23 protein-coding genes are annotated in these 21540 nt (G+C 75.3%); 9 read left to right on the plus strand and 14 right to left on the minus strand.

Going from position 1 to position 21540, the window contains the following annotated elements; genetic code table 11:
- Positions 1–143: 143 nt before the first annotated feature.
- Positions 144–1934 (minus strand): oleate hydratase, encoded by a 1791-nt coding sequence (locus ACFVXH_RS33600; protein ID WP_074005739.1) that lies wholly within the window; start codon positions 1932–1934, stop codon positions 144–146.
- A gap of 282 nt (positions 1935–2216) precedes the next feature.
- On the opposite strand from ACFVXH_RS33600, the gene ACFVXH_RS33605 reads away from it, so the two are divergent.
- Together ACFVXH_RS33605 and ACFVXH_RS33610 are read left to right on the plus strand one after the other, a co-directional pair.
- Positions 2217–2771, plus strand: a complete 555-nt coding sequence (locus ACFVXH_RS33605) for a universal stress protein (RefSeq protein WP_387829645.1) — start codon at positions 2217–2219, stop codon at positions 2769–2771.
- A 6-nt stretch (positions 2772–2777) separates the two neighbouring features.
- A complete protein-coding gene (locus tag ACFVXH_RS33610) occupies positions 2778–3194 on the plus strand; it encodes a hypothetical protein (RefSeq protein ID WP_143204713.1) in 417 nt (138 codons plus the stop codon).
- Positions 3195–3440: 246 nt separating this feature from the next.
- Here ACFVXH_RS33610 and ACFVXH_RS33615 read toward each other — a convergent pair whose 3' ends face one another.
- The 3 genes from ACFVXH_RS33615 to ACFVXH_RS33625 all read right to left on the minus strand — a co-directional run bounded on the left by ACFVXH_RS33615 (position 3441) and on the right by ACFVXH_RS33625 (position 5606).
- A complete protein-coding gene (locus ACFVXH_RS33615; protein WP_074005737.1) occupies positions 3441–3869 on the minus strand; it encodes an RNHCP domain-containing protein in 429 nt (142 codons plus the stop codon).
- A gap of 29 nt (positions 3870–3898) precedes the next feature.
- Positions 3899–4267 carry an RNHCP domain-containing protein gene (locus ACFVXH_RS33620; protein ID WP_049655414.1) on the minus strand — a complete coding sequence of 123 codons (369 nt, stop codon included), beginning with the start codon at positions 4265–4267 and terminating at the stop codon, positions 3899–3901.
- A 355-nt stretch (positions 4268–4622) separates the two neighbouring features.
- Positions 4623–5606, minus strand: coding sequence for a S1C family serine protease (locus ACFVXH_RS33625; protein ID WP_387829648.1), 984 nt, complete (start codon positions 5604–5606; stop codon positions 4623–4625).
- 183 nt (positions 5607–5789) lie between these two features.
- On the opposite strand from ACFVXH_RS33625, the gene ACFVXH_RS33630 reads away from it, so the two are divergent.
- Positions 5790–6359, plus strand: a complete 570-nt coding sequence (locus ACFVXH_RS33630; RefSeq protein ID WP_387829650.1) for a Clp protease N-terminal domain-containing protein — start codon at positions 5790–5792, stop codon at positions 6357–6359.
- 65 nt (positions 6360–6424) lie between these two features.
- Positions 6425–7105 carry a GPP34 family phosphoprotein gene (locus ACFVXH_RS33635; RefSeq protein ID WP_387829651.1) on the plus strand — a complete coding sequence of 227 codons (681 nt, stop codon included), beginning with the start codon at positions 6425–6427 and terminating at the stop codon, positions 7103–7105.
- Positions 7106–7165: 60 nt separating this feature from the next.
- Here the strand turns inward: ACFVXH_RS33635 and ACFVXH_RS33640 are convergent, their stop codons facing one another.
- Positions 7166–7585: a DUF3592 domain-containing protein gene (locus ACFVXH_RS33640; protein ID WP_117492909.1), complete on the minus strand. Its 420-nt coding sequence runs from the start codon at positions 7583–7585 to the stop codon at positions 7166–7168.
- A gap of 199 nt (positions 7586–7784) precedes the next feature.
- On the opposite strand from ACFVXH_RS33640, the gene ACFVXH_RS33645 reads away from it, so the two are divergent.
- Positions 7785–8762 carry a right-handed parallel beta-helix repeat-containing protein gene (locus ACFVXH_RS33645; RefSeq protein ID WP_049655402.1) on the plus strand — a complete coding sequence of 326 codons (978 nt, stop codon included), beginning with the start codon at positions 7785–7787 and terminating at the stop codon, positions 8760–8762.
- 9 nt (positions 8763–8771) lie between these two features.
- On the opposite strand, the gene ACFVXH_RS33650 is transcribed toward ACFVXH_RS33645, so the two are convergent.
- The 5 genes from ACFVXH_RS33650 to ACFVXH_RS33670 form a co-directional block, all read right to left on the minus strand.
- Complete coding sequence (locus ACFVXH_RS33650) at positions 8772–10037, minus strand: NAD(P)/FAD-dependent oxidoreductase (protein WP_387829654.1); 1266 nt, start codon at positions 10035–10037, stop codon at positions 8772–8774.
- A 138-nt stretch (positions 10038–10175) separates the two neighbouring features.
- Complete coding sequence (locus ACFVXH_RS33655) at positions 10176–10607, minus strand: nuclear transport factor 2 family protein (RefSeq protein WP_369808330.1); 432 nt, start codon at positions 10605–10607, stop codon at positions 10176–10178.
- Positions 10608–10614: 7 nt separating this feature from the next.
- Positions 10615–11418: an MBL fold metallo-hydrolase gene (locus ACFVXH_RS33660; RefSeq protein ID WP_049655396.1), complete on the minus strand. Its 804-nt coding sequence runs from the start codon at positions 11416–11418 to the stop codon at positions 10615–10617.
- 138 nt (positions 11419–11556) lie between these two features.
- On the minus strand, positions 11557–12123 hold the full coding sequence (locus ACFVXH_RS33665) for a hypothetical protein (protein WP_387829656.1): 567 nt from the start codon (positions 12121–12123) through the stop codon (positions 11557–11559).
- Between the two features lie 37 nt (positions 12124–12160).
- Positions 12161–13432, minus strand: coding sequence for an MFS transporter (locus tag ACFVXH_RS33670; protein ID WP_387829658.1), 1272 nt, complete (start codon positions 13430–13432; stop codon positions 12161–12163).
- Between the two features lie 205 nt (positions 13433–13637).
- Here ACFVXH_RS33670 and ACFVXH_RS33675 point away from each other — a divergent pair, with 205 nt between their 5' ends.
- Positions 13638–14735 carry a DUF5937 family protein gene (locus ACFVXH_RS33675; protein WP_074005731.1) on the plus strand — a complete coding sequence of 366 codons (1098 nt, stop codon included), beginning with the start codon at positions 13638–13640 and terminating at the stop codon, positions 14733–14735.
- Between the two features lie 73 nt (positions 14736–14808).
- Positions 14809–15666, plus strand: a complete 858-nt coding sequence (locus ACFVXH_RS33680) for a PhzF family phenazine biosynthesis protein (RefSeq protein WP_049660217.1) — start codon at positions 14809–14811, stop codon at positions 15664–15666.
- A gap of 15 nt (positions 15667–15681) precedes the next feature.
- On the opposite strand, the gene ACFVXH_RS33685 is transcribed toward ACFVXH_RS33680, so the two are convergent.
- Entirely contained in the window at positions 15682–16185 is a 504-nt protein-coding gene (locus ACFVXH_RS33685) for an AAA family ATPase (protein ID WP_387829661.1), read from the minus strand.
- A 96-nt stretch (positions 16186–16281) separates the two neighbouring features.
- Here ACFVXH_RS33685 and ACFVXH_RS33690 point away from each other — a divergent pair, with 96 nt between their 5' ends.
- Together ACFVXH_RS33690 and ACFVXH_RS33695 are read left to right on the plus strand one after the other, a co-directional pair.
- Complete coding sequence (locus ACFVXH_RS33690) at positions 16282–17529, plus strand: aminoglycoside phosphotransferase family protein (protein WP_387829663.1); 1248 nt, start codon at positions 16282–16284, stop codon at positions 17527–17529.
- Between the two features lie 9 nt (positions 17530–17538).
- Positions 17539–18468: a LysR family transcriptional regulator gene (locus tag ACFVXH_RS33695; RefSeq protein ID WP_387829665.1), complete on the plus strand. Its 930-nt coding sequence runs from the start codon at positions 17539–17541 to the stop codon at positions 18466–18468.
- Positions 18469–18528: 60 nt separating this feature from the next.
- On the opposite strand, the gene ACFVXH_RS33700 is transcribed toward ACFVXH_RS33695, so the two are convergent.
- From ACFVXH_RS33700 to ACFVXH_RS33710, 3 genes are all read right to left on the minus strand, one after another.
- Positions 18529–19719 (minus strand): MFS transporter, encoded by a 1191-nt coding sequence (locus tag ACFVXH_RS33700; protein ID WP_387829667.1) that lies wholly within the window; start codon positions 19717–19719, stop codon positions 18529–18531.
- A gap of 165 nt (positions 19720–19884) precedes the next feature.
- Positions 19885–20142 carry a ferredoxin gene (locus ACFVXH_RS33705; protein ID WP_074005728.1) on the minus strand — a complete coding sequence of 86 codons (258 nt, stop codon included), beginning with the start codon at positions 20140–20142 and terminating at the stop codon, positions 19885–19887.
- Positions 20139–21353: a cytochrome P450 gene (locus ACFVXH_RS33710; protein WP_387829669.1), complete on the minus strand. Its 1215-nt coding sequence runs from the start codon at positions 21351–21353 to the stop codon at positions 20139–20141. The genes ACFVXH_RS33705 and ACFVXH_RS33710 overlap by 4 nt, the downstream gene beginning before the upstream one ends.
- Between the last annotated feature and the right edge of the window lie 187 nt (positions 21354–21540).

Genomic DNA, 21540 nt, shown 5'->3' on the forward strand with positions numbered 1-21540 from the left:
GTTCCCCTTTGTCCTCTGTCCACAAATTGGTTTTTTTTCATTTTTCCAATTTACTGGGGGGGGGGGGGGGGGGGGGGGGGGGGGGGGGGCGGGGGGGGGGGGGGGCCCGGGCCCCCCCCCCCACCGCCGTCAGTGCGCTCCGGCTACCTCCGCTCGTCCTCGATCAGCCCGAACTCCTGCATCAGCTCGCCGATCTCGGTGGCCTCCAGCCGGCGCAGCAGCCGCTTGCGCAGGAACTCCGGCCCGGGCAGGTCGAGTTCGGCGCCGTCCCGGAGCCGGGTGGTGGCGGCGAGCAGCTTGCGCACGTCGTAGGTGGAGTTGAACACCTCGGGCACGCCGCGCTCGACGTCGAGCAGCCGGTAGACGGCCTCCATGCCGGTGCGCACGGAGTACTCGGTGGTGAAGACGCAGTCCCGGGTGGTCTCCGCGAACTGGCCGATGAAGGCGAAGTTGACGGCGCCCTCCGGCACCACGTCCGGCCGGTCGCCCGCGTGCCGGGGCAGGAAGAAGGACGTCACGTACGGCATCATCACCGGCACGCAGCGGGCGGCGTTCGCGGCCAGGTCGGGGATCTCGCCGACCGGGACGCCCAGGTGGTACAGCCACTCCTGGGTGATCTCCTCACCCGTGCAGTCCTGCATCGGCTTCTTCACGAAGTCGCCGGGTCGGTCGACGAACAGCGAGTAGACCCAGACCACGATCCGGTCGGCGGGCTGCTGCTTGAAGTGCGGCTGGCGGTTGACCGTCCAGCTCAGCAGCCAGGAGGAGTCCCGGGCGGTGACGATGCCGCCGGTGACCACCCCGCCGCCGAACGGGTCGCGCCGGGCGACCTTCTGGATGTAGCGCGGGATGCGCGGGTCCAGGGTGGTGACGGTCGCCGACTCCCACTTGCTCTCCGGGATGTTGCCGCAGAACACCTCGGGGCGGCCGAAGGCCGGGTCCTTGGCGGCGATCCGGCGCCACAGGTCCCAGGCCGGGGCGGGGCCCTCGTCCAGCCGGGCCGGGGTGTGCTGGTCGCCGTCGTCGGAGTTCTCGGTGAGCGAGCCGATGGTGGTGAACACCAGGTCGTCCGGGCCGAGGTCCACCCCGCCCTCCCGGCCGGCCTCCCGCCAGTGGATCCGGGTGGCCTGCTTGCGGCCGGGGGAGCCGTCGCTGCCGGGGGCGAGGTCGAAGTCGATGTCGGTGACCTCGACCTCGTAGCGGAACCGCACGCCCTGGTCCGTCAGCCAGCGGGTCAGCGGCAGGACCATCGACTCGTACTGGTTGTACTTGGTGAACTTCAGCGCGGACAGGTCCGGCAGGCCGCCGATGTGGTGGATGAAGCGGTGCAGGTAGAGCTTCATCTCCAGCGCTCCGTGCCACTCCTCGAAGGCGAACATGGTGCGCCAGTACAGCCAGAAGTTGCTGTCCAGGAAGTTCCGCGAGAAGACCTCGTCGATCCGCTTGCCCTCCAGCTCCTCCCGGGTCGCGAGGAAGACCCGGACCAGGTCCTTCTGCGCCTTGTCGTCGAGCGCGAACAGGCCGTCGGTGCGCGCGTCCTGGCCCCGCCGCTCGGTGACCCGCTGGAGCGAGAAGTTGGGATCGTCCTTGTTGAGCCAGTAGAACTCGTCGAGGACGGAGGCGCCCTCGACCTCCAGCGAGGGCACCGAGCGGAAGAGGTCCCACAGGCACTCCATGTGGTCCTCCAGCTCGCGCCCGCCGCGGACCACGAAGCCCTTCTCGGGCACCTCGATCCCGTCCAGCGCGCCGCCGGCCAGCTTCAGCCGCTCCAGGACCGTGATCCGCTCGCCGGGCACCTGGCCGTCCCGGACCAGGAACGCCGCCCCCGCCAGCGCAGCGAGCCCCGACCCGACGAACCAGGCCCGCTTGCGGTCGGCCCCCTCGGGCTTCCTCGGCCGGGCGAACGCCTCGTAGTTGCCGCTGCTGTAGTACAAGCCCGTGCTCCCTAGAACGTTCGACATCGAACCGCCCGGCGGGCATGCCGAATCCCGGCGGGCCGTCTCCATCCACCCATCCGGCGGTGATCTTCGCCCGCTGAGTAGGCCGAACGGGTGAGACGCGGGTGGTCCCGGCGGCGCGGGAACCCGGCGGGCCGCGTATGGAGCGCGTTGGGAACGCCCTCCGGGACGTCAGGAAGCCGTCAAGGAGCGCAGGTCAGCCCCGGCGCGGCGGTTGGCTGGAGGGCGACGGAGAACACGACCACACGAGGACGGAACATGCACGGCAACGGGCGGCACGAGGACGGCGCGGCACCCAGGGTGGTGGTCGGGGTCAGCGGCTCGCTGGGGAGCCTGGCCGCACTGCACCGCGGCGCCGCCGAGGCCCGCGACCGCGGCGCCGTCCTGGTGCCGGTGCTCGCCTGGGAGCCCCCCGGCGGCGAACACGGCTACCGGCGCTCGCCCTGCCCGCCGCTGCTCGCTGCCGTCCGGGAGGCCGCCGACCAGCGGCTGCGGGACGCCCTCGACGCGGCCTTCGGCGGCGCCGGCCCCGGCGTGCCGATGCGCCCGGTGCTGGTCCGCGGCGACACCGGCCCGGCCCTGCTGCACATCGCCGACCGGCCGGACGACCTGTTGGTCCTCGGCCACAGCGGCGGCCCGCTGCGCCGCCGGCTGCGGCGCGCGGTGCCCGCCTACTGCGCCCGGCGGGCCGGCTGCCCGGTGCTCACCGTCCCGGCCCCCGAGCTGCTGCACGACCTGGAGGCCCTGCACCGCCGCACCCGCTGGCACCTGCCGGTCGGGCCCGCGCCCGAACTCCTCGCGGCGGAGCGGTAGTCCGCGGTGCGGATGTACTCGGCCCGCCCCGGCGGCACCCGCTACCACCCCGTGCTGGAGCGGCTGTCGGCCGGCACCGCGGGCAGCGTGGCGCTGCTCGCGGGCGGCGGAGTGGCGCTGGTGCTCGGCGTCCTCGGCGAACTGCACTCGGGCCCGCTGCCGTACGTCGGCTACCTGGCGCTGTGCGCCCTGGTCGGCCGCCGCTCCCGGCCGGCGGCCGCGCCGCTGATCGGCCTGGCCGCCTGGCTCTGCCGCAACGCCTTCGCCGAGCACCACCACGGCGAACTCGGCTGGGCGGGACCGTGGGTGGAGGCCGGGCACTACGCGGTGTTCACCGCCGCCGCCCTGCTGGCGGCCCTGCCCGCCGCCCTCCCGCGCCGCTCGGTGCGGGTGGCGCTGCTGCGCCCGGACCGCCCGGTCTGAGGCGCGGCCCGTGAACGGTCCGCCCGTACGGACGGACCGCGCCGAGGAACCGGGGCTCCGGCCGGTATCCGGAGCCCCCCGGTGAACCGGTGGGGACAGGTGGCCGGGCGCGCGGAGCGGTCGACGGTTCGGACAGCGGGCCCACCCGTACGGACGGGCCCGCCGCGACCGCCCCGCGCGCCCCGGTCACAGGCACGTCCCGGTCGGAGACACGGGGACGCGCGGGGGCGCGCGGGGGACGCGCGCCTACAGCGTGAGCATCGTGCGGTGCGCCACGGTGGTGTCCCGCAAGGGTTTGAGCGCGAGCCGGACCAGGGCCAGGGCGTTGTCGTCCCCGGCGATCCGGTTGGCGCTCAACTCGCCGCAGGACAGGCACTGGTGGATGATCATCCACTCGCCGTCGGCGCGGACCGACAGGCTCAGCACCGTCATCCGGCCGCCGCAGCCGGCCGCCCGGTCGCCGGGTGTCCGGCCGTCGACATGACGGCTGGCCAGGCAGTTCGGACAGTGGTTGCGGTGGGCGGTGCCGGGGGCGTCCAGCGGGACGTCCAACCGGCAGTCCACGCAGCGGAAGGCGTGCGCCCGGTGCCCGCCCTGTCCGTGCAGGACGTCCTTGTACCGCTGCGGGCGGCGGTCCCGCCGACCCCCGCCGCCGGTGTTCTTGCGTCGTGGCATGGTTCGGTCCTCCCTCTTCCGGGCGCGCTTCAGAGGGTGCCGAACGCTTCGAGCGGGAACGGCGGTTGGGCGAGCGGCCGGACGGCCATCCGCATCAGGACGAGCTGGTTGTCGTCCGTGCAGACCGGGGTGGACGTCAGCTCGTCGCAGCGCACGCACCGGTGGACGACCGTCCAGTCGCCGGTGCGCAGCACGGCGATGGCGATCGGCGACATCCGGCCCAGGCAGTCGCTCGGCCCGCCCTCGACGTGGTCGAGGACGTGCTGCGAGTGCAGGCAGGACGGGCAGTGGTTGCGCCGCGTGCCGTCGGCGGCGTAGGTGGAGACGGTCAGACCGCACCAGGCGCAGGCGAAGGTGGAGGTCTTCAGAACGGGGGGAGTGCTGGAGGTGCTGGACACCCGGGGTGCTCCTTGCTGGGGGGTTCGTGCAGTGGCAGCAAGAGCAGGCCGAGCGGCCTCGACTGGTCGTCAGGCGAGCTCGTCAGACGGTGGTCGTCGGACGGTGGCGAGGCGCACTCGGCGCGATCCGGGACATCAAGACACCCTCTCCGGTCGGGCGGCAGCCCGGGTCGATCGGTACGGAACGGCGTCAGCCTAACCACGCCGGTCGCACGGGCGCCAACGGTTTTCTCCCCGCTCCGGCCCTCGTCGCGGCGCCGGACATAAGGGCGCGCACGATGTCGGTATGGAGGTGACCAGGATGCCGTCGGCGCTCGGTCCCGGCCCCGGCCCTGCCGACGGTCCGGGCTCCCGGTCAGTCGTCGGCGGGCAGCTCCGCCGGGACGGCGAGCACGTCGACCAGGGCCTCGCCGCGCAGGACGGTGAGCGGGAGCGGGCGGCCGATCGCGTCGGCCAGCATCAGGTGCTGGAGGGCCTGGGCGCTGCCCATCGGCTCGCCGGCGGCGGTGAGCAGCAGGTCGCCCTCGTGCAGCCCGGCGCGGTCGGCGGGCGCGCCGGGCACCACCTCGACGATCCGCAGGCCGGTGGGCTGTCCGGTGCGGTGGCGCAGGGCGGGCGGCAGGGGCGCGGGCACCCCGGCGAGGCCGAGGTAGGCGCGGCGGATCCGGCCGTCGGCGAGCAGCGCGGCGACGATCCGGCGGCTGGTGGCGTCGATCGGGACGGCCAGGCCGAGCCCGTTCCCGGCCACCGCCGTGGTGATGCCGACCACCTGGCCGTCCGCGGTGGCCAGCGCGCCGCCGGAGTTGCCCGGGTTGAGCGCGGCGTCGGTCTGGATCACGTTGTCGATGACCCGCACCGCGCTGCCGGAGCGGGCCGGGATCGAGCGGCCGAGCGCGCTGACCACGCCCGCCGTGACCGACCCGGCCAGGCCCAGCGGGTTGCCGACGGCCACGACCAGCTGCCCGACCCGCAGACCGGTCGCCTCGCCGAGCGTCACCGGCGACGGCGTGGGCCCGTCGGCGCGCAGCACGGCCAGGTCGGAGAGCGGGTCGGCGCCGATGGTGTGGAAGGGGGAGGTGGTGCCGTCGGCGAAGGCCAGCGTCCCGGCGTCGGCGTGGCCGACCACATGGGCGTTGGTGAGCAGGAACCCGTCCTCGGTGAAGACCACCGCCGAGCCGAGCGCGGTGCTGAACCAGCCGCCCCGGCCGCGCCGGGGCACCTGGAGCGCGGCGACCCGCGGGGTCAGCGCGGCGGCGACGGAGGTGACGACCCGGGAGTAGGCGTCCAGCGGCGCCTCCGCTTCGGGGACCGGGCCCGGCCCGGGGAGCGTGTCGGCCATGGTGCTCACCCCTCTCGCGGGCACGGTTCTCACGATGGCACCAGATGGCAACAACGGTGGGGCGCCCGGTCTTCCGGGCCCGCCGCCGGCCCCGTCCTGACGCTTTCTTGACGTGCGGAAAATGCCCAAGAGAAGGAAAAGCGAGCGTATAGTCCGAGTAAAGCCGCAGTCGTGGGAGGGCCGATGGAAACGACCGTGCCGGAGCCGGACCGGCGGGACTCGCCGGTCTCACCGAACTCGTTGTACCCACCGGAATTACCGGATTCGCCGGTCGCGCCGGGCGACCCGGCCGCGCCGGGTGCCCTCGACCCGCTGCTGCGCCCCACCCGGGAGGCGCTGCTGGCCCGCCGCGCCCACCCGGCCCCGCGCTGGAAGCGCCTGCTGCAGCCGGGCCCGTCCGGTCCGGCGGCCTGGATCCGGCCGGAGGCCGACGCCCAGGCCGAGCGCCTCGGACGCCGTACGCCCGGCACCGAGCACGTCCTGCTCGCCCTGCTGGCCGTGCACGAGGTGGCCCGCCACGAGCCGCGGCCGGTGGAGGAGGACGGCGCCGGCGAACTGCTCGCCGGTCTCGGCCTCGACTACGCCCGGGCGCACGCCGCGCTCGACTCCGGCGAGGTGACGCTGCCCGCCGACCCTCGCTCGGTGGAGGCCTACCTGGCCGACATCGCAGGTCAGGGCACTGATCGGTTGCTCCGGGCGTTGTTGGAGGAGGACACCAGGGCCCGACGCCTGGTCGACGCCCTGCGGGGCTGAGGGCTACGCGCCTGGGGCCCGCGTGGCCGCGACAAGCCGAGAAGCCGAGAAGAAGGGACACCCCGATGCACGTCACCCTCGCCGAGGAGCTGATGCTGCTCTCGCTGGACGACGAGTCCGGCGTGGCGAAGGACGCCGCCACCGCCGCCTGGGCCGCCGCGGGCGGCATCCTGGCCGAGCTGGTGCTGGCCGAGCGGGTCGCGATCGAGGAGGGCCGGCTCACCGTCACCGACCGCACCCCGACCGGCGAACCGCTGGTGGACGGGCGGCTGGCCCGCCTCGACGAGTGGGCCGCCGGACGCCGCTCCGGCAAGGCCAAGGCGGCCGACTGGCTGACCAGGGACCGGTCGACGGTGGTCGCCGACACCGTCGCGCGGCTGTGCGAGCGCGGCCTGGTGGTCGAGGAGCGCCGCCGCGCGCTGGGCATCTTCCCGGTCCGCCGCTACCCGGAGGCGGACGGCGGCGCGGAGCGCGAACTGCGCGCGCGGCTGGCCGCGGTGGTGCTGGACGGCGCCGAACCGGACCTGCGCACCGCCGCCCTGGTGGCCCTGCTGCACGGCTCCCGGATGCACGGGCTGGCCTTCCCCGAGCTGCCCCGCAAGCAGGTCGAGCCGCGCTTCGCCGAGATCGCCGCCGGTGACGGGGCGGCCGATTCCGTCCGCGAGGCGATCCGGGCCGTGCAGCTCACCATGGCCGCCGTCACCATCGCGACCACCGTGGCGGCGACCACCGCGGCCACCGTCTGAGCGCGTCGGGCGGGCCGGGCGGGTCGTGCGCGGCCCGCCCGCCCGCGTGCGCCGTACCGCTCAGAGCACCGCGGCGCCGAGGGTGATCGAGCCGAGCACCACCAGCACCCCGAGCGCGAGGAACCCGTACTCCAGCCCCGCGCGCTCCCGCCCGTCCACCAGCACCTGCCGCGGGTCCGCCGGGTCGTAGCGGACCGGGACGAAGCCGCCGTCCGGCAGCGGGTGGCGGGCGGTGGAGGGGACGGGGGAGAAGACCTCGACCACCCGGCCGTCCTCGGTCTCGAACTGGAGCAGCGGCCGCGGCGGCAGCGCGCGGTCCTCCGGCGCCGCGGCGCGCTCGCGCACCAGCGCCCGCACGGGGACGCCGACCCGGCGCAGCCGCCGCAGTTCGCGCAGGCCGACCACCCCGGCGAGGTAGGCGACCACGCCGCCCAGCGCACCGAACACCACCACGGCGAACCCGGCCGTACCGCCGCCCATCGCCGCCTCCCTCTCCGACCCGTCCGACCCCGACTGACCTTGACCGACCCTGTCCGGGGCTCCCCCAGGGCTCCAGTATCGCGCGGGGAGGCACTCTTGACGCCTCGGAATGGTCCAGTCCACTCTGGGCGACGGCATGTTCCTGTCGCCACCGGCCCCGTCCTCCGGCCGGCCCCGACCACCGCAAGGAGCACCGTCCGTGACCAGGCGCCCCGTTCTCCTCGCCGCGCTCACCGTCCTCACCCTCGGCAGCGCCGCCCCCGCGGCCGTGGCCAGCGACTCCGCCGCCCCGGCGGCCGTGGTCAAGGTCGGCACCGCCAAGCAGCTCCAGAGCGCGCTCGCCGCCGCCGCGCCCGGCCAGACCATCCAGCTCGCCGACGGTACCTACACCGGCACCTTCAAGGCCACCACCCCCGGCACCGCCGCCGCCCGGATCACCCTCACCGGCTCGGCGAAGGCCGTCCTCACCACCCCCACCGGCGGCGGCTACGGCCTCCACCTCGACGGCGCGAGCTACTGGACCGTCCAGGGGCTGACCGTCACCGGGGCCCAGAAGGGCATCATGGCCGACTCCGCCGACTACGTGGTCCTCGACGACGTGACGGTCCACCACACCACCATGGAGGGCGTGCACTTCCGCAACTCCAGCGCCCACGGCACGCTGCGCGGCTCGCGCATCCACGACACCGGCCTCAGCCGGGACGGCATGGGCGAGGGCGTCTACGTCGGCACCGCCAACACCCTGACCGACCACAGCGACTACGTGCGGATCACCGGGAACACCTTCGGCCCGAACATCGGCGCCGAGAACGTCGACCTCAAGGAGGGCACCGTCGGCGGCCTCGTCTCCGGCAACACCTTCGACGGCGACGGCCTCACCGGGCGCAACTACGACGACTCCTGGGTCGACGTGAAGGGCAACGGCTACGTCATCGAGAACAACACCGGCCGGCGCACCACCGACGACGGCTACCAGGTCCACAGCGTCCGGCCGGGCTGGGGCTGCGGCACCGTCTTCCGGGGCAACCGCTCCGACCTCACCGGCGCCACCGGCCCGGACCGCTACGCGATCGACGTGACCGACTACGACGCGGCGACGTGCACGGTGACGATCGGCGCGGGCAACACCGTCACCGGGGGCCGGGGGCTGGTGAACCCCGGCATCCCGGTGGGCTGAGGCCGGACCCTACAGGTCCCCGAGCGGCACCTTCGGGTCGGCCAGCGCCTTGGTGTCCACCACCCGCCCCGAGCGCACCAGTTCACGGATCGGGTCGGTGACGTCCCAGACGTTGACGTTCATCCCCGCGAGCACCCGGCCGCCGGAGAGCCAGAACGCGATGAACTCGCGGGTGGCCGGGTCGCCGCGGAACACCACCCGGTCGTAGCCGTCGGGCTCGACGTAGCCGACGTACTCCATGCCGAGGTCGTACTGATCCGTGAAGAAGTAGGGAACCCGGTCGTACACCGCGTCGGGCTGCCCGAGCAGCGCGCGGGCGGCGGTCTGCGGCTGGTTGAGCGCGTTGGCCCAGTGCTCGACCCGGACGTGCCTGCCGAACAGCGGGTGGTAGGCGTTGGCGACGTCGCCGGCCGCGTACACGTCCGGGTCCGAGGTGCGCAGGTGCTGGTCGGTCTTGATCCCGTTGTCGACCTCCAGCCCGGCCGCCTCGGCGAGGCCGGTGGCGGGGGCGATGCCGATGCCGACGACCACCGCGTCGGCCGCCACCGTCGTGCCGTCGGCGAGCTTCACGCCGGTCACCGAGCCGCCCTCGCCGGTCAGTTCGGCCACCTTCACGCCGAGGCGCAGATCCACCCCGTGCTCCCGGTGCAGGTCCGCGAAGACCTGGGCGACCTCCCGGCCGAGCACCCGCAGCAGCGGCAGTTCCAGCGCCTCCAGCACCGTCACCTCGGCGCCCGCCTCGCGGGCCGCGGCCGCCACCTCCAGCCCGATCCAGCCCGCGCCGATCACCGCGATCCGGGCCCCGGGCCGCAGCGCCGCCCTGATCCGGTCGCTGTCCTCGACCCGGCGCAGGTAGAGCACCCCGTCCTGGTCCGCGCCGGGCACCGGCAGCCGGCGCGGCACCGAGCCGGTGGTCAGCAGCAGCTTGGCGTACTCGATCCGGCCGTCGTCGGCGAGCGTCACGGTGTGCCCGGCCGGGTCGATCTCGGCCACCGCCGTGCCCAGCCGCAGCGTGACGTCGTGCTCGGCGTACCACTGCGGCGGGTGGACGTAGATCTTGTCCCGGGGCGTCTTGCCCTGCAGGTAGCCCTTGGACAACGGCGGCCGCTCGTACGGGCGCTCGTGCTCCTCGCCGATCAGGACGATGCCGCCCCGGTACCCGGCCTCGCGCAGCGCCTCGGCCGCCTTCGCGCCGCCCAGGGACGCCCCGACGACGACGATCGGGCGCTGCCGCCCGCCGCCCGCTCCGGTGGTCCCGGTGTCCGTGCCCGCCATGCTCGACTCCTCGTTCTCCGGCCGTGGTCGGGGTCAGCCTGCCGCCGTCCGGGTGGTCTGTCGAGACCGCGCCTGGCGCGCCGCGCCGCGCTCGCCCGTACGAGTGAACGCGGGCGTCGCGAGGGTCCCGTGCGGGCCTCAGGCCGTCATCGCCTCCCTGACCAGCGCGGTGTCGGTGAACTGCTCGAAGCGCACGATCCGGCCGCCGCGCACGGTGAAGTGGTGGGCGACCCGCACCGCGAGCGGTTTTCCGGTGGCCCTGTGGACGGCCGTGTAGCGGGCCAGGACCACGACGTCCTCGCCGTCCACCACGTAGCTGTCGTCGTGCGCCGTCCAGTCGTCCCAGTCGGCGGCCAGCCGCTCCATCACGTTGGTGGTGACGCCCTTCGGGGTGCGGTAGGTGCCGCCCAGCGGGAAGCCGGCCATCTCGGTCCACTCCACGTCCTCGGCCAGGGTGGCGCGCAGGGCGGCCAGGTCGCCCCGGGCGGAGGCCAGGTACTGGCGGCGCACCACGTCGGCGGGGGACTGCGACTCCGCGAAGGAGGCGACGTCCCGGGGGATCTCGATCACCGTCCGCTCACCCCCAGGCCATCTCGCCCATGACGACCTTGGTGCCGATGTCCACCGCGATCCGCAGCCCCAGCGTCGGGAAGCGCCGCTCCAGCGCCTCCTTGGCGGCGGCCGCGTCCGCGGCCCGGCCGATCTCGGTCTCGAAGGCGCGCAGGTAGGCCCGGGTGTGGTCGACGGCGTTCAGGTCCGTGGGCGCGCCGGCGATCCGGTGGCCGGCCGCCACCCAGGTCGGGTGGAGCGCCTCGATACCGTCCAACAGGTCGATCCAGGCGGCCCGTTGGGCGGAGGTCGGGGTGTCGGCGGTCCACACGTGCAGCCCCTCGAAGAGCAGCACCCCGCCCAGCACGGCCCGGTGGTGGTGCTGCCAGAGGTAGTGCCGGTCCGGCAGGTGGAAGTCGGCGCCGCGCAGCTCGAAGCGGTGGCCCTCGAAGACCAGCTCGTCCCCGTGCAGCACCTCGGGCCGCACCAGCCGGGTGGGCAGCTCCGGGCCCAGGTGGGCCCAGGCGCGCAGCTTGGACTCGTACGTCTCCTGGATGTGCTCGACGGTCGTGGCGGTGGCCAGGAAGCGGGCCCGCGGGAAGGCGTCCTGGACCTCCTGGGCGCCGAAGTAGAAGTCCGGGTCGCCGTGGCTGACGAAGACCGTGGTCAGCTCCTTGCCGCTCGCCCTGATCCGTTCCACCAGCCGGCGCCCGTCGGAGCGGGTGAACCCGGCGTCCACCAGCAGCGCGTCCTGCGGGCCGGTGACCAGGACGGAGGTCTTGTTGAGCGAGCTGTCGGGGCTGTCGATGATCTCGAAGTCGAGTGCGCTCATGCTTGATTGGTCCTTCCTCGGGCCGGTCACGCCTCGCCGTCAGCATCACCGGTGCGCGGCCCGTCCGCATCCGGAAGGCCTAGGGCCTGTCTTCAAACTCCCGGCGTCGCCCCGCAGACGCGAGTTTGAAGACAGGCCCTAGCCACGGGTCCAGAGCGTGAGGTCGCTGCTGGTGGCCACCGCGAGGGTCCGGCCGGTCGGGGAGAAGCCGGCCGCGCGGAAGGTGGACCAGGAGGAGTCGAGGACCAGCCACCAGCTCTCGCCGTGCTCGCCCTGCCACGGCCCCCGGCCGCTGGCGAGCAGCACCCGGTGGTGCGGCCACTCCGGCGCGACCACCTCGATGTGCCAGCCCCCGTCGGCGGCGGTGTGCAGCCCGCCGCCCCACGTCCCCGCCACCGGGATGCGCACGTCCGCGACCTGGCCGAGGCCGGGGCAGGCGAGGTCCTGGCCGTCCGGGTCCTCGGCGGGCTCGTGGTCGCGGGCCAGTTTGAGGCCGGTCACCGCGTCGAACAGGCCGTGGCCGTTGTGCGAGACCGTCAGCACCAGGTCGTGCCCGCTCTCCGGGTGGACGGCGAAGCCGATGCCGAGCAGCCCGCCGACCGCGATCATCCCCCGGCCGACGGGCCGCCACGGCTCCGGCGGAGCGGTCACCCCGGCGGCCATGATCCGGTCGCGGAGGTGCTGCTGGTGCGGGGTGAGAGCCATGGGGCCGATCATCCCACCGGGGTCGGGGCCACGGCCTTCACCGCGGGCCCAGCCGCAGCACCGCCAGCGCCCCCAGCGCCGTGGCGGCGGCGAGCGACGCCCACAGCGCCCCCGGTCCGGCGGCCAGCAGCGCCGTCAGCACGGCCGGCGCGGCCGCCCGCCCCACCCCCGAGGACAGCTCCCAGCGCGCCAGCGCCCGGCCGAGCAGCTGCGGCGGGGCGACGGACGCCACCAGCGCCGTCCCCGAGCCGGTGTAGAGGATCTCGCCCAGCGTGTACAGCACCGAGACCGCCGCGATGCCCGCCGCCCCCGGCACGCCGCCCAGCGAGCCGACCGCCCAGAAGGCCAGGTAGGACACCGCCAGCAGCGCCCCCGAGGCCGCCAGCACGGTGTGCCGCGAACGGTCCGCCAGCTTCAGCACCAGCGCCAGCTGCAGGGCGATCACCAGCACCGTGTTGCCGACGAAGACGCCCGAGGACCAGGCCGGCGAGGCGTGCAGGTGCAGCACCAGCAGCGCGGGCAGCGCCACCTCCAGCACGTCGAAGCAGAACGCGTACGGCACGTTGGCGAGGCTCAGCAGGGTGATCCGGCGCAGCGGCTCCGCCCGCTCCCGGGTGTCCGCCGGCCGTTCCTGCCGCGGGGCCCGCACCCGCAGCGAGCCCACCAGGGCGGCCGCGACCAGGCAGGCCGCGCCCGTCACCCCGGCCAGCAGCCGGATCACACCCGTCCCGCCGCTCACCGCCACGGTGGCCAGCAGCGCGCCCGCGCCCATCCCGGCGTTGCGCAGCGACCGCCCGGCGGCCAGCGCGGCGTCCCGCAGCCGGCCCTCGGTCAGCGTGCTCACCACGGCCGCGTGGGTGGTCGGCCAGGACTGGCTGCCCACCCCGAACAGCACCGCCGCCGCGGTGAACCCCGGCTGGCCGTCCGCGAGCAGCAGCGCCAGCGCACCCGCCGCCCGCACCAGCAGGGTGACGGCGGCGGGCAGGGTGCGGGCGCCGCGGTCGATCCAGCGGCCGGTCAGCGGCACCACCAGCAGGCCCGCCACCATCCCGGCGGACAGCGCCAGCCCGGCCGCCCCCGCGCCGAGGCGCAGCACGCCGATGCCGTACAGCAGCAGGAACGGCCGCAGCAGGCCGCCGCCCACCGCGTCCACCGCCAGCGCGACGGCGTACCGGGGCCCGCCGACGGCGGTCAGCAGGCCCAGCAGCGCGGACGGCCCCCGGCGGCCCGTGCCGATCGGCGGGGCGGGCGGCTCGCCGTGGCGGGCGGCCGCGTGGTCGTGGACGGACTTCTCCCGGATCAGGCTCATGGCCGGTACCGTCCGCCCAGGTCGGACCGCCTGGCACGCGGATTGACGCTTACCGTCAATCCGCGGCGGAGGCCGTCGGGCGGGGTGACAGGATCGAACGCGTGAGTGAGCGGAGCGAGCGAACCATCAGGAACAGCGTGTGGGCGCATGCCCCTGCGGAGCGCCGGGGGTACCCCCGGCCGGAGGCCGGGGGAGAGGCGGGCGCATGAGCCTGACGATCGACATCACCGGCCTGCCCGACGAGCGCCTGCTCTTCACGCCCTCCCCGCTCGGCGAGCTGAACGCCATGCTGCACGTGCTCGCCGAGCCCGCGCACCACCCCGCGCTGCACGGCTGGGCCGGCTGCACCGCCGCCGTGATCCCGCCCGAGCTGTCCGAACGGCTCCTGGAGGCCGACTTCCTCTGGCGCTCCTCGCGCGCCGACTTCCTCGTCCCCGGCCTGCCCGGCGCCACGCTCGACGAGGAACTCGACGCCATCGACCGGATCGACGACGAGCTGTACGTCGCCGCCGCCCTCATCACCACCTGCGGCTCCTCCCGGCTCACCCGCCGGATGGGCTCCCCGCTCACCGACCCGGACGCCAACGAGCGGGCCCGGGAACTCGCCCTCGCCCGCGGCCCCCGGCAGGCCGCCTTCGCCGACCGGCTGCTCGCCGACCCGCCGGCCGTCCGGGCCCTGGTGCGGCGGATGCTGGAGGACTGCCGGTCCGCGTTCTTCGCCGACGCCTGGCAGCGCGTCCTGCCCGACCTCGCCGCCGACGCCCGGCGCAAGGCCGACCTGCTCGCCCGCCGCGGCCTCGCCGAGGCGCTCGCCGACGTCTCGCCCTCCGTCACGCTCGACCAGGGCGGGGACGGACGGCGCCGGATCGTCATCGACAAGCTCCAGGACAGCGCCACCAGCGGCACCGACTCCGGGGGCGTCACCTTCATCCCGACCGCCTTCGGCCGCCCCCACCTGCTGGTGGTGCACGCGAGCGGCTGGCGGCCCGTCCTCCAGTACCCCGTCGCCGAGGCCGGCCTGCCCGAGCCCGTCTCGCTCGCCCTCGTCCAGCAGCGCCTGGAGGCGCTCGCCCACCCCGTCCGGCTGCGCCTCGCCCGCACCATGGCCCGCGGCCCGCACACCACCGGCGAACTGGCCTCCGCCTGGCAGCTCAGCGCGCCCGAGGTGTCCCGGCACCTGGCCGTGCTGCGCAAGGCCGGGCTGCTGACGACCCGGCGGCGCGGGCGGTACATGCTCTACGAGCTCGACCTGGCGGGCAGCGCCCGGCTCGGCTCGGACTTCCTGGAGGCGGTGCTGCGGTGAGGGCCCCGCCCCGGTGGGAAGCGGTGCTCCGGTGGGCGGGAACAGCGGACGAGCGGCAGGCGTTCGTCCGGTCATGACCGACGACGCCGCTCCTGAGATCCTCCGCTACGCCGCCTTCGCCACCCGCCCCGAGGGCGGCAACCCGGCCGGCGTGGTGCTCGACGCCACCGGGCTGACCGACGAGCGGATGCTCGCCGTCGCCGCCGAGATCGGGTACTCCGAGACCGCCTTCCTGACCGCCGGCCCGGCCGAAGGGGCCTACCGCGTACGGTACTTCAGCCCGCTCGCCGAGGTGCCGTTCTGCGGGCACGCGACGGTCGGCGCCGCCGTCGCCCTCGCCGAGCACGTCGGCCCCGGGCGGTACGTCTTCGTGACCGCGGCCGGGGACGTCCCGGTCGGGGTCGAGCGCGGGGCCGACGGGCTGCTGCGCGCCACCCTCACCAGCGTCGAGCCGAAGGTCGAGGAGGTGCCGGCGGCCGACGTCGCGGAGGCGCTCGCCCTGCTCGGCTGGTCCGCCGCCGACCTCGACCCGGCCCTGCCGCCCCGCGTCGCCTACGCGGGCGCCCGCCACCTCGTCCTGCCGGTCGCCACCCGCGAGCGGCTGGCCCGGCTCGACTACGACTTCGACGGCCTCGCCGCCCACATGCGCGCCCGCGACCTGACCACCCTGCAGCTCGCCTGGCGGGAGGCCCCCGAGGTCTTCCACGTCCGCGACCCGTTCCCGGTCGGCGGCGTGGTCGAGGACCCGGCCACCGGCGCCGCCGCGGCCGCCTTCGGCGCCTACCTGCGGGAGCTCGGCGCGGTGACGGCCCCGGCGGTGCTCACCCTGCACCAGGGCGAGGACCTGGGCCGCCCGGGCGTCCTGCGGGTCGAACTGCGGGCCGAGGACACCCGGGTGCGGGTCTCCGGCACGGCGGTGGCGATCCGGTAGGGCCTGTTCAGGACCTCAGGGCGGGGGCTGCGGCAGGACCAGCTCGCCCTCGCCCCGGGGCTCCTCGAAACTGTCGAAGTAGTGGTCGAACAGCTCCGCGGTCACGAAGGCGGAGTTGGCGCCGGCCCGCTCGTTGCGGAGCGCCAGGCGGCGCTCCAGCGTCGCCCGGTCGGCCTTGAGGTGCACCAGCTCCCAGCGGCAGCCGTGGCTCTCCACCAGCGCCTTGTAGTTGTCCCGGGCCGTGCGGCTGCGGAAGGTGTAGTCCACCACCACATCGCGGCCGGCCCGCATCAACTCGACCAGTTCGACGAGCTGTTCGCGGCGGATCCCGTCCTTGAGCCGGTCGAACTCCGCCCGCGGCAGGACCAGCCCGGCATCGCACCGCCCGAGCCGCTCCCAGACCACCTCGTCGATCGACAGCCGCGCGTAGCCCCGCCGGACGAGGCCCATCGCATACGTGGTCTTGCCCGCCCCGGGCAGACCGCACATCAGCACCACCGTGCCCGATCGCCGTGTCACCGGCCCAGGTTAGCCCCGGGTGGGGCGGCTCCGCCCCGTTCCGGGCGGGCGGAAATTCGTTCGCGCCGAGCCGCTCCGGTGGGCGAAGCTGCTCCGATGCAGCGAGCGAGCAACCGGACCGTGACGGTCGATCTCACCTACGGCGACGAGCACTTCGGGCAGTTGGGCCCGTTCGAGGTGGAGGTCGGCTGGTGGTCCTCGGTGGACGGGGTGGTCGCGCGGGCGACCGAGGAGGCCGGGGTGCCGGTGCTGGTGGCCCGCCTGGTCGAAGGCCGGAGCGAGGACCCGGGCCACGGCGGGCGGGTCCGCTACCACGCCGAGGCGCTGCGCCGGCCGACCGCCCTCACGGCCGGCGCCCCGGACGACGGGACGGCCGCGCTGCTCGGCCCCGCCGAGCGCCGCGCCGCCTGGGCCACGCCCGACGGCCTGCGGGAGGCGCTGGACTGGGCGGAGGCACGGCTCGCCGCCGTCGGCCGTCCGTCGGCCGGGCCCGCGCGGCAGATCCGGACCTGGAACCTCTCCGGCCTGTTCCGCCTCCCCACCGCCACCGGCGCCGACGCCTGGCTGAAGACCACGACGCCCGCGTTCAACGCCCACGAGGGCGAGGTCATCGCGCTGCTCGGCGGCATCGACCGCGGGCTCGTCCCGACCGTCCTTGCCGCCGACCCCTCCGCCGGCCGGCTGCTGCTCGACCACGTCCCCGGCGAGGACTGCTGGAACCCGTCCGCCGGGACGGTGGCCGACGTCGTCCCCCGCCTCGTGGCCGCCCAGGCCGCGCTCGCCGACCGCCCGGCCGACCTGGCCGCCCTGCGCGACCGCACCCCGCGCGCCCTGGCGGCCCAGCTGGCGGCCCTGTCGGACCGGTTCGCCGAGGAGACCGACCTCACGCCCGAGGAGCTGGACCGACTGGCCGCGTTCGCCGCCGACCTGCCCGGGCTGCTGGACCGGCTCGCCGACTGCGGCCTGCCGGAGACGCTGCTGCACGGCGACTTCCACCCCGGCAACTGGCGCTCCGACGGCGCGAGCACGGTGGTCGTCGACTACGCCGACTCCTGCCTCGGCCACCCCGCCCTGGACGGGCTGCGCCCGCGCGCCTACCTCGGCGAGGAGGCCTGGCAGCACCACGTCCGGGTCTGGACGGAGGCCTGGCAGCGCCACGCCCCCGGCTCCGACCCGCGGCGCGCCCTCGAACTCGCCGAGCCCCTCTACCACCTGTCCTACGCCCTGCGGTACCAGGAGTTCCTGGACCACATCGAGCAGAGCGAACGCCCCTACCACGAGGGCGACCCGGCCGCCGAGCTGCGCGCCCTGCTGGCCTGCGGTGCGGCCGGTCGGCCCGCGTAGACTGCCGAGGTGGAACGACCGACGCCGGCCCCCGGAGCCTCCGGGACTCCCGTCCTGCCCGAGCTGCCGCTGCAGGAGCTGGAGTGCTTCGCGGTCCTCGTCCACCAGTTGCACTTCGGGCGGACGGCGGAGCGCCTCGGCGTCTCGCAGGGGCGGGTCTCCCAGCTGATCAAGCGCCTGGAGAGCAGGGTCGGCGCACCGGTGTTCCAACGGACCAGCCGCCGGGTCGAGTTGACCGGACTGGGGCGGGCGCTGGCCGAGCAGGTGGTGCCCGCCTTCGAGCGGCTCCGGGAGGGCTACGACGCCGCCCGGGCCGCCGCGGCCACCGCGCGGCCGCTGCGGCTGGGCTTCCAGTGCGCGGTGTACGAGCCGGTCGCCCGGGTGCTCGCGCGCCTGCCGGAGGGCACGGTGCAGCTGGTCGAACTGCCGTGGGCGGACCCGTTCTCGCACCTCGCCCGGGGCGAGGTGGACCTGGCGATCGTGCTCGCCCCGTGCCGGGAGCCGGGCCTGGACGTGCTGATGGAGTTCTCCCGCCAGCCGGTGTACCTGGCGGTCTCCGCCGAGCGGCGCCTCGGCGGGGCGGACGGCGCGGACGGGGTGGGCGCGGAGGAGCTGGCCGGGGTGCCGCTGATCGAGCCGCGCGGCCCGGCGCCCGAGTACTGGCGGTGGGCGCAGGCGCCCCGGCGGACGCCGGGCGGGCGGGAGCTGGCCTACCCGGCGGGTGCGGCCACCATCCAGGAGGGCCTGTCGATGGTGGCCGGCACCCGTCAGGGGCTGCTGCTGTGCGAGCGCAGCACGGCGTACGTCCGGCGGCCGGACATCCGCTTCCTGCCGGTGCCCGGGCTGGAGCCGACGGCGCTGGAGGTGGTCCAGCACGAGCGGCGGCCGCACCGGCTGGCGGCCGGGTTCGTCGAGCTGCTGGCCGGGCTCCTCGACTGAGCCCGCGGGGAATCAGACGGGCCGGTCGGGCCGCCGGCCGGGCCGGTGATCGGGCCGCCGTCAGGGCCGCCGGTCGTCGGGCCGGGAGAGCAGGGCGATCAGCAGTCCGACGGCCGCCAGCCCGGCCGCGGTGAGCAGGACGGCGCGGTTCCCGGCCCGGTCGACGACCAGTCCGCCGGCGAAGGAGCCGAGCGCGATGCCCGCGTTGAACACGCCCGCCCAGACCGCCGCCGAGGCCTCGATCCGGGCCGGGTCGGCGGTGCGGACCCAGGCCTGGGTGGAGACCGACACCCCGCCGTACGAGGCGCCCCAGACGACCAGGACGAGCAGGACGGTGACGACGCCGCCGGTGTACGCGAGCAGGGCGGCGGCCAGGGCGACGCCGGCCAGGGCGAGGGCGACGGCGGTCCTCGGGCGGCGCCCGGACAGCGGGCCGAGGGTGAAGTTCCCGGCGACGCCCGCGAGTCCGTACACCAGCAGGCAGGCGGCGATCACGCCGCTGCTCAGGCCCGCGTCGGCTTCGAGGACCGGGCGGATGTAGGTGTAGCCGGCGAAGTGTCCGAGCACGACGAACGCGGTGATCGCGATCCCGGCGGCGACGCCCCGGTGGCGCAGGGCGCCGGCCAGTCCGCCGAGCCGTCCGCGCTCGTGCACGGGCAGCGCGGGCAGGGTGGCGGCGAGGACGGCGGCGGAGGCGGCGCCGAGCAGGGCGAGCGCCCAGAACGCGGCGCGCCAGTCGAGCAGCGCGGCCAGGTAGGTGCCCAGCGGGACGCCGAGGACCGAGGCGATGGAGACGCCGGAGAAGATCAGCGTCATGGTGAGCGCGAGGCGCGGGCCGTCGGCGAGGCGCGGGCCGACGCTCGTGGCGAGGCCCCAGACGATGCCCATGGCGGCGCCGAGCAGGACGCGGCCGGCGGCCAGCACCGCGAAGTCCGGCGCCAGCGCGGTGACCGCGTCGGCCAGGCCGAGCAGCAGCATGAAGGCGACCAGGACGGTCCGGCGGTCGCGCGCGCCGACGAGCAGCGGGGCGAAGGGGGAGAGGGCGGCGGCGATCAGGCCGGTGATGGTGAGGGAGAGGCCGGTGACCCCGTCGGTGACCCCGAGGCTGTGGGACATCGGGGTGAGCAGGCCGACCGGCATCATCTCGGAGGACACCACGGTGAAGGTGGCGAGTGCGATGGCGAGGACCGGGGGCCAGCGGTGCGCGGTGGGTGGGGCGGCTGGTGGGGCGAGGGCTTCGGCGTTTGTCATGGGGCCAGCCCACCAGCGGGCGGAGGGGCCGAACAAGATCGATAAGCTCATCGACCCATGAGCCCGGCTAATCGGTTGACAGTGCCGGGAAGGCCTGGCGGCTTCGGGAAGCGCGCCGGCGGCGCCCGCCGCGAACGACCGCGGTCGGGCGCCACCGGCGCCGGGTCACTCCGCCGGGGCGATCCGGTAGCCGCCGCGGGCCGAGTGGAGGCTGAGCGCCTCGACCGGGCAGTAGTCCACGGCCTCGCTCAGCCCGTCCGTCAACTCCGCGCCGCCGTCCGCGTATCCGGCCAGCGGCGCGGCCAGTCCGTCGGCGCCGAGGGCCAGCGAGTCGGGGGCGCTGAGGGCGCACATCCCGGAGCCGATGCAGCGGTCCCGGTCGACCCGGACGAGCACCGGATCGGTGTCCGCGCGGCCCGTCACCAGACCACCCGCAGGGAGTTCGGGCTGCGGGTGAGCAGGCCACGCCGCCAGTCGATCCGCTCGACCGGGTCGGCCAGCCGCAGCGAGGGCAGCCGGCGGGCCAGCCGGTGCAGGGCGAGTTCCAGCTCCATCCGGGCCAGCCAGGCGCCCAGGCAGTGGTGCGGGCCGGCGCCGAAGGTGAGGGTGGGAGCGGCCAGCGGGGAGAACAGCTCGGTGCGCAGGTCCCCGGTGAAGATCTCCGGGTCGTGGTTGGCGGCGGCCGCGTCGGCGGCGACCACGCTGCCGGCCGGGATGACCACACCGCCGATCTCGACGTCCTCGACGGTGCGGCGCATCAGCCCGGGCAGGTGCTCCTGGGGGTCGCCGAGCGGGACGGCGCGCAGCAGCTGCTCGGTCGCGGCGACGGCGCTGGCCTCGTCGGAGGCGAGCCGCTGCCAGGCCTCGCGGTCGTCCTGGAGCAGGTAGACCAGGGCGTTGCCGAGGCTGGTCATGGTGGTCTCGTGGCCGGCCACGACCAGGCCGATGACCAGCGCGACCAGCTGGCCCTCGGTGATCGAGCCGTCCTCGGCGGCGGCCGCGAGCAGGCCGCTGACCAGGTCCTCGCCGGGGGCGGCCCGGCGCTGGGCGATCACCTCGGAGCCGAAGGCGGCGAACTCGGTCATCGCGGTGGCGATCGCCTCGGCGCTGTAGGCGGTGGCGGAGAGCGCGTGGTCGCTCCAGTGCGCGAGCCGCTTGCTGTCCAGGTTGTCCAGGTTCATCAGCCGGCTGATCACCGCGACCGGCAGCGGGCGGGAGTAGCCCGCGATGATGTCGGCGGGGGAGCCGTGGTCGATCAGCTCGTCGATCAGCGACTCGACGGCCGAGGCCACCCACGGCCGCCAGCGCTCGATCGCGCGCGGGGTGAAGGCCCGCTGCACGGTGCGGCGCAGCCGCTGGTGCTCGGTGCCGTCGATGTTCAGCATGCTCTGGGGATCGTCCAGGATGTTGGGCGTGACCGTGACCGGCGGGGCGTCCGGCGCGTAGAGCGGGGCGCGGCCCAGCCGCGGGTCGGTCAGCACCTGGCGCACGTCGGCGTGCCGGCTGACCAGCCAGACCGGCGTGCCGGTGGGCAGCGCGGCGAGGCGGGGCGGGCCGGGTTCGAGCCGGCGCATGCAGTGCAGCGGGGGGAGCGGGGCGGTGCCGGCGCTGGTCGCACTGTTCTCGGTGGACATCCGTACTCCAGACTCCAGGACGGTGGGCCGCGGGGCGCGACCCGACGGGGGGTGAATCCGGGGATGGTGCGGGGGACGGGTGATGCGGCCGGCTGGCGGCTCGACACGGGCCGGGGTTCGGTCGGGCTCCTACGGGGGGAATTGCGGGGGTCTGGCGCGAAATGTGCGGGGGCGCACGGTCGGTGCG

It is taken from the genome of Kitasatospora sp. NPDC058184 (genome assembly GCF_042883725.1).
In the GTDB taxonomy this organism is placed as follows: Bacteria; Actinomycetota; Actinomycetes; order Streptomycetales; family Streptomycetaceae; genus Kitasatospora.

Bases quoted from the DNA above. Each gene is read 5' to 3' on its own strand.
- ACFVXH_RS33605 (WP_387829645.1), top strand. From the start codon at position 2,217: ATGCACGGCAACGGGCGGCACGAGGACGGCGCGGCACCCAGGGTGGTG.
- ACFVXH_RS33615 (WP_074005737.1), bottom strand. From the start codon at position 3,869: ATGCCACGACGCAAGAACACCGGCGGCGGGGGTCGGCGGGACCGCCGC.
- ACFVXH_RS33625 (WP_387829648.1), bottom strand. From the start codon at position 5,606: ATGGCCGACACGCTCCCCGGGCCGGGCCCGGTCCCCGAAGCGGAGGCG.
- ACFVXH_RS33630 (WP_387829650.1), top strand. From the start codon at position 5,790: ATGGAAACGACCGTGCCGGAGCCGGACCGGCGGGACTCGCCGGTCTCA.
- ACFVXH_RS33635 (WP_387829651.1), top strand. From the start codon at position 6,425: ATGCACGTCACCCTCGCCGAGGAGCTGATGCTGCTCTCGCTGGACGAC.
- ACFVXH_RS33640 (WP_117492909.1), bottom strand. From the start codon at position 7,585: ATGGGCGGCGGTACGGCCGGGTTCGCCGTGGTGGTGTTCGGTGCGCTG.
- ACFVXH_RS33650 (WP_387829654.1), bottom strand. From the start codon at position 10,037: ATGGCGGGCACGGACACCGGGACCACCGGAGCGGGCGGCGGGCGGCAG.
- ACFVXH_RS33660 (WP_049655396.1), bottom strand. From the start codon at position 11,418: ATGAGCGCACTCGACTTCGAGATCATCGACAGCCCCGACAGCTCGCTC.
- ACFVXH_RS33665 (WP_387829656.1), bottom strand. From the start codon at position 12,123: ATGGCTCTCACCCCGCACCAGCAGCACCTCCGCGACCGGATCATGGCC.
- ACFVXH_RS33670 (WP_387829658.1), bottom strand. From the start codon at position 13,432: ATGAGCCTGATCCGGGAGAAGTCCGTCCACGACCACGCGGCCGCCCGC.
- ACFVXH_RS33675 (WP_074005731.1), top strand. From the start codon at position 13,638: ATGAGCCTGACGATCGACATCACCGGCCTGCCCGACGAGCGCCTGCTC.
- ACFVXH_RS33680 (WP_049660217.1), top strand. From the start codon at position 14,809: ATGACCGACGACGCCGCTCCTGAGATCCTCCGCTACGCCGCCTTCGCC.
- ACFVXH_RS33690 (WP_387829663.1), top strand. From the start codon at position 16,282: ATGCAGCGAGCGAGCAACCGGACCGTGACGGTCGATCTCACCTACGGC.
- ACFVXH_RS33700 (WP_387829667.1), bottom strand. From the start codon at position 19,719: ATGACAAACGCCGAAGCCCTCGCCCCACCAGCCGCCCCACCCACCGCG.
- ACFVXH_RS33710 (WP_387829669.1), bottom strand. From the start codon at position 21,353: ATGTCCACCGAGAACAGTGCGACCAGCGCCGGCACCGCCCCGCTCCCC.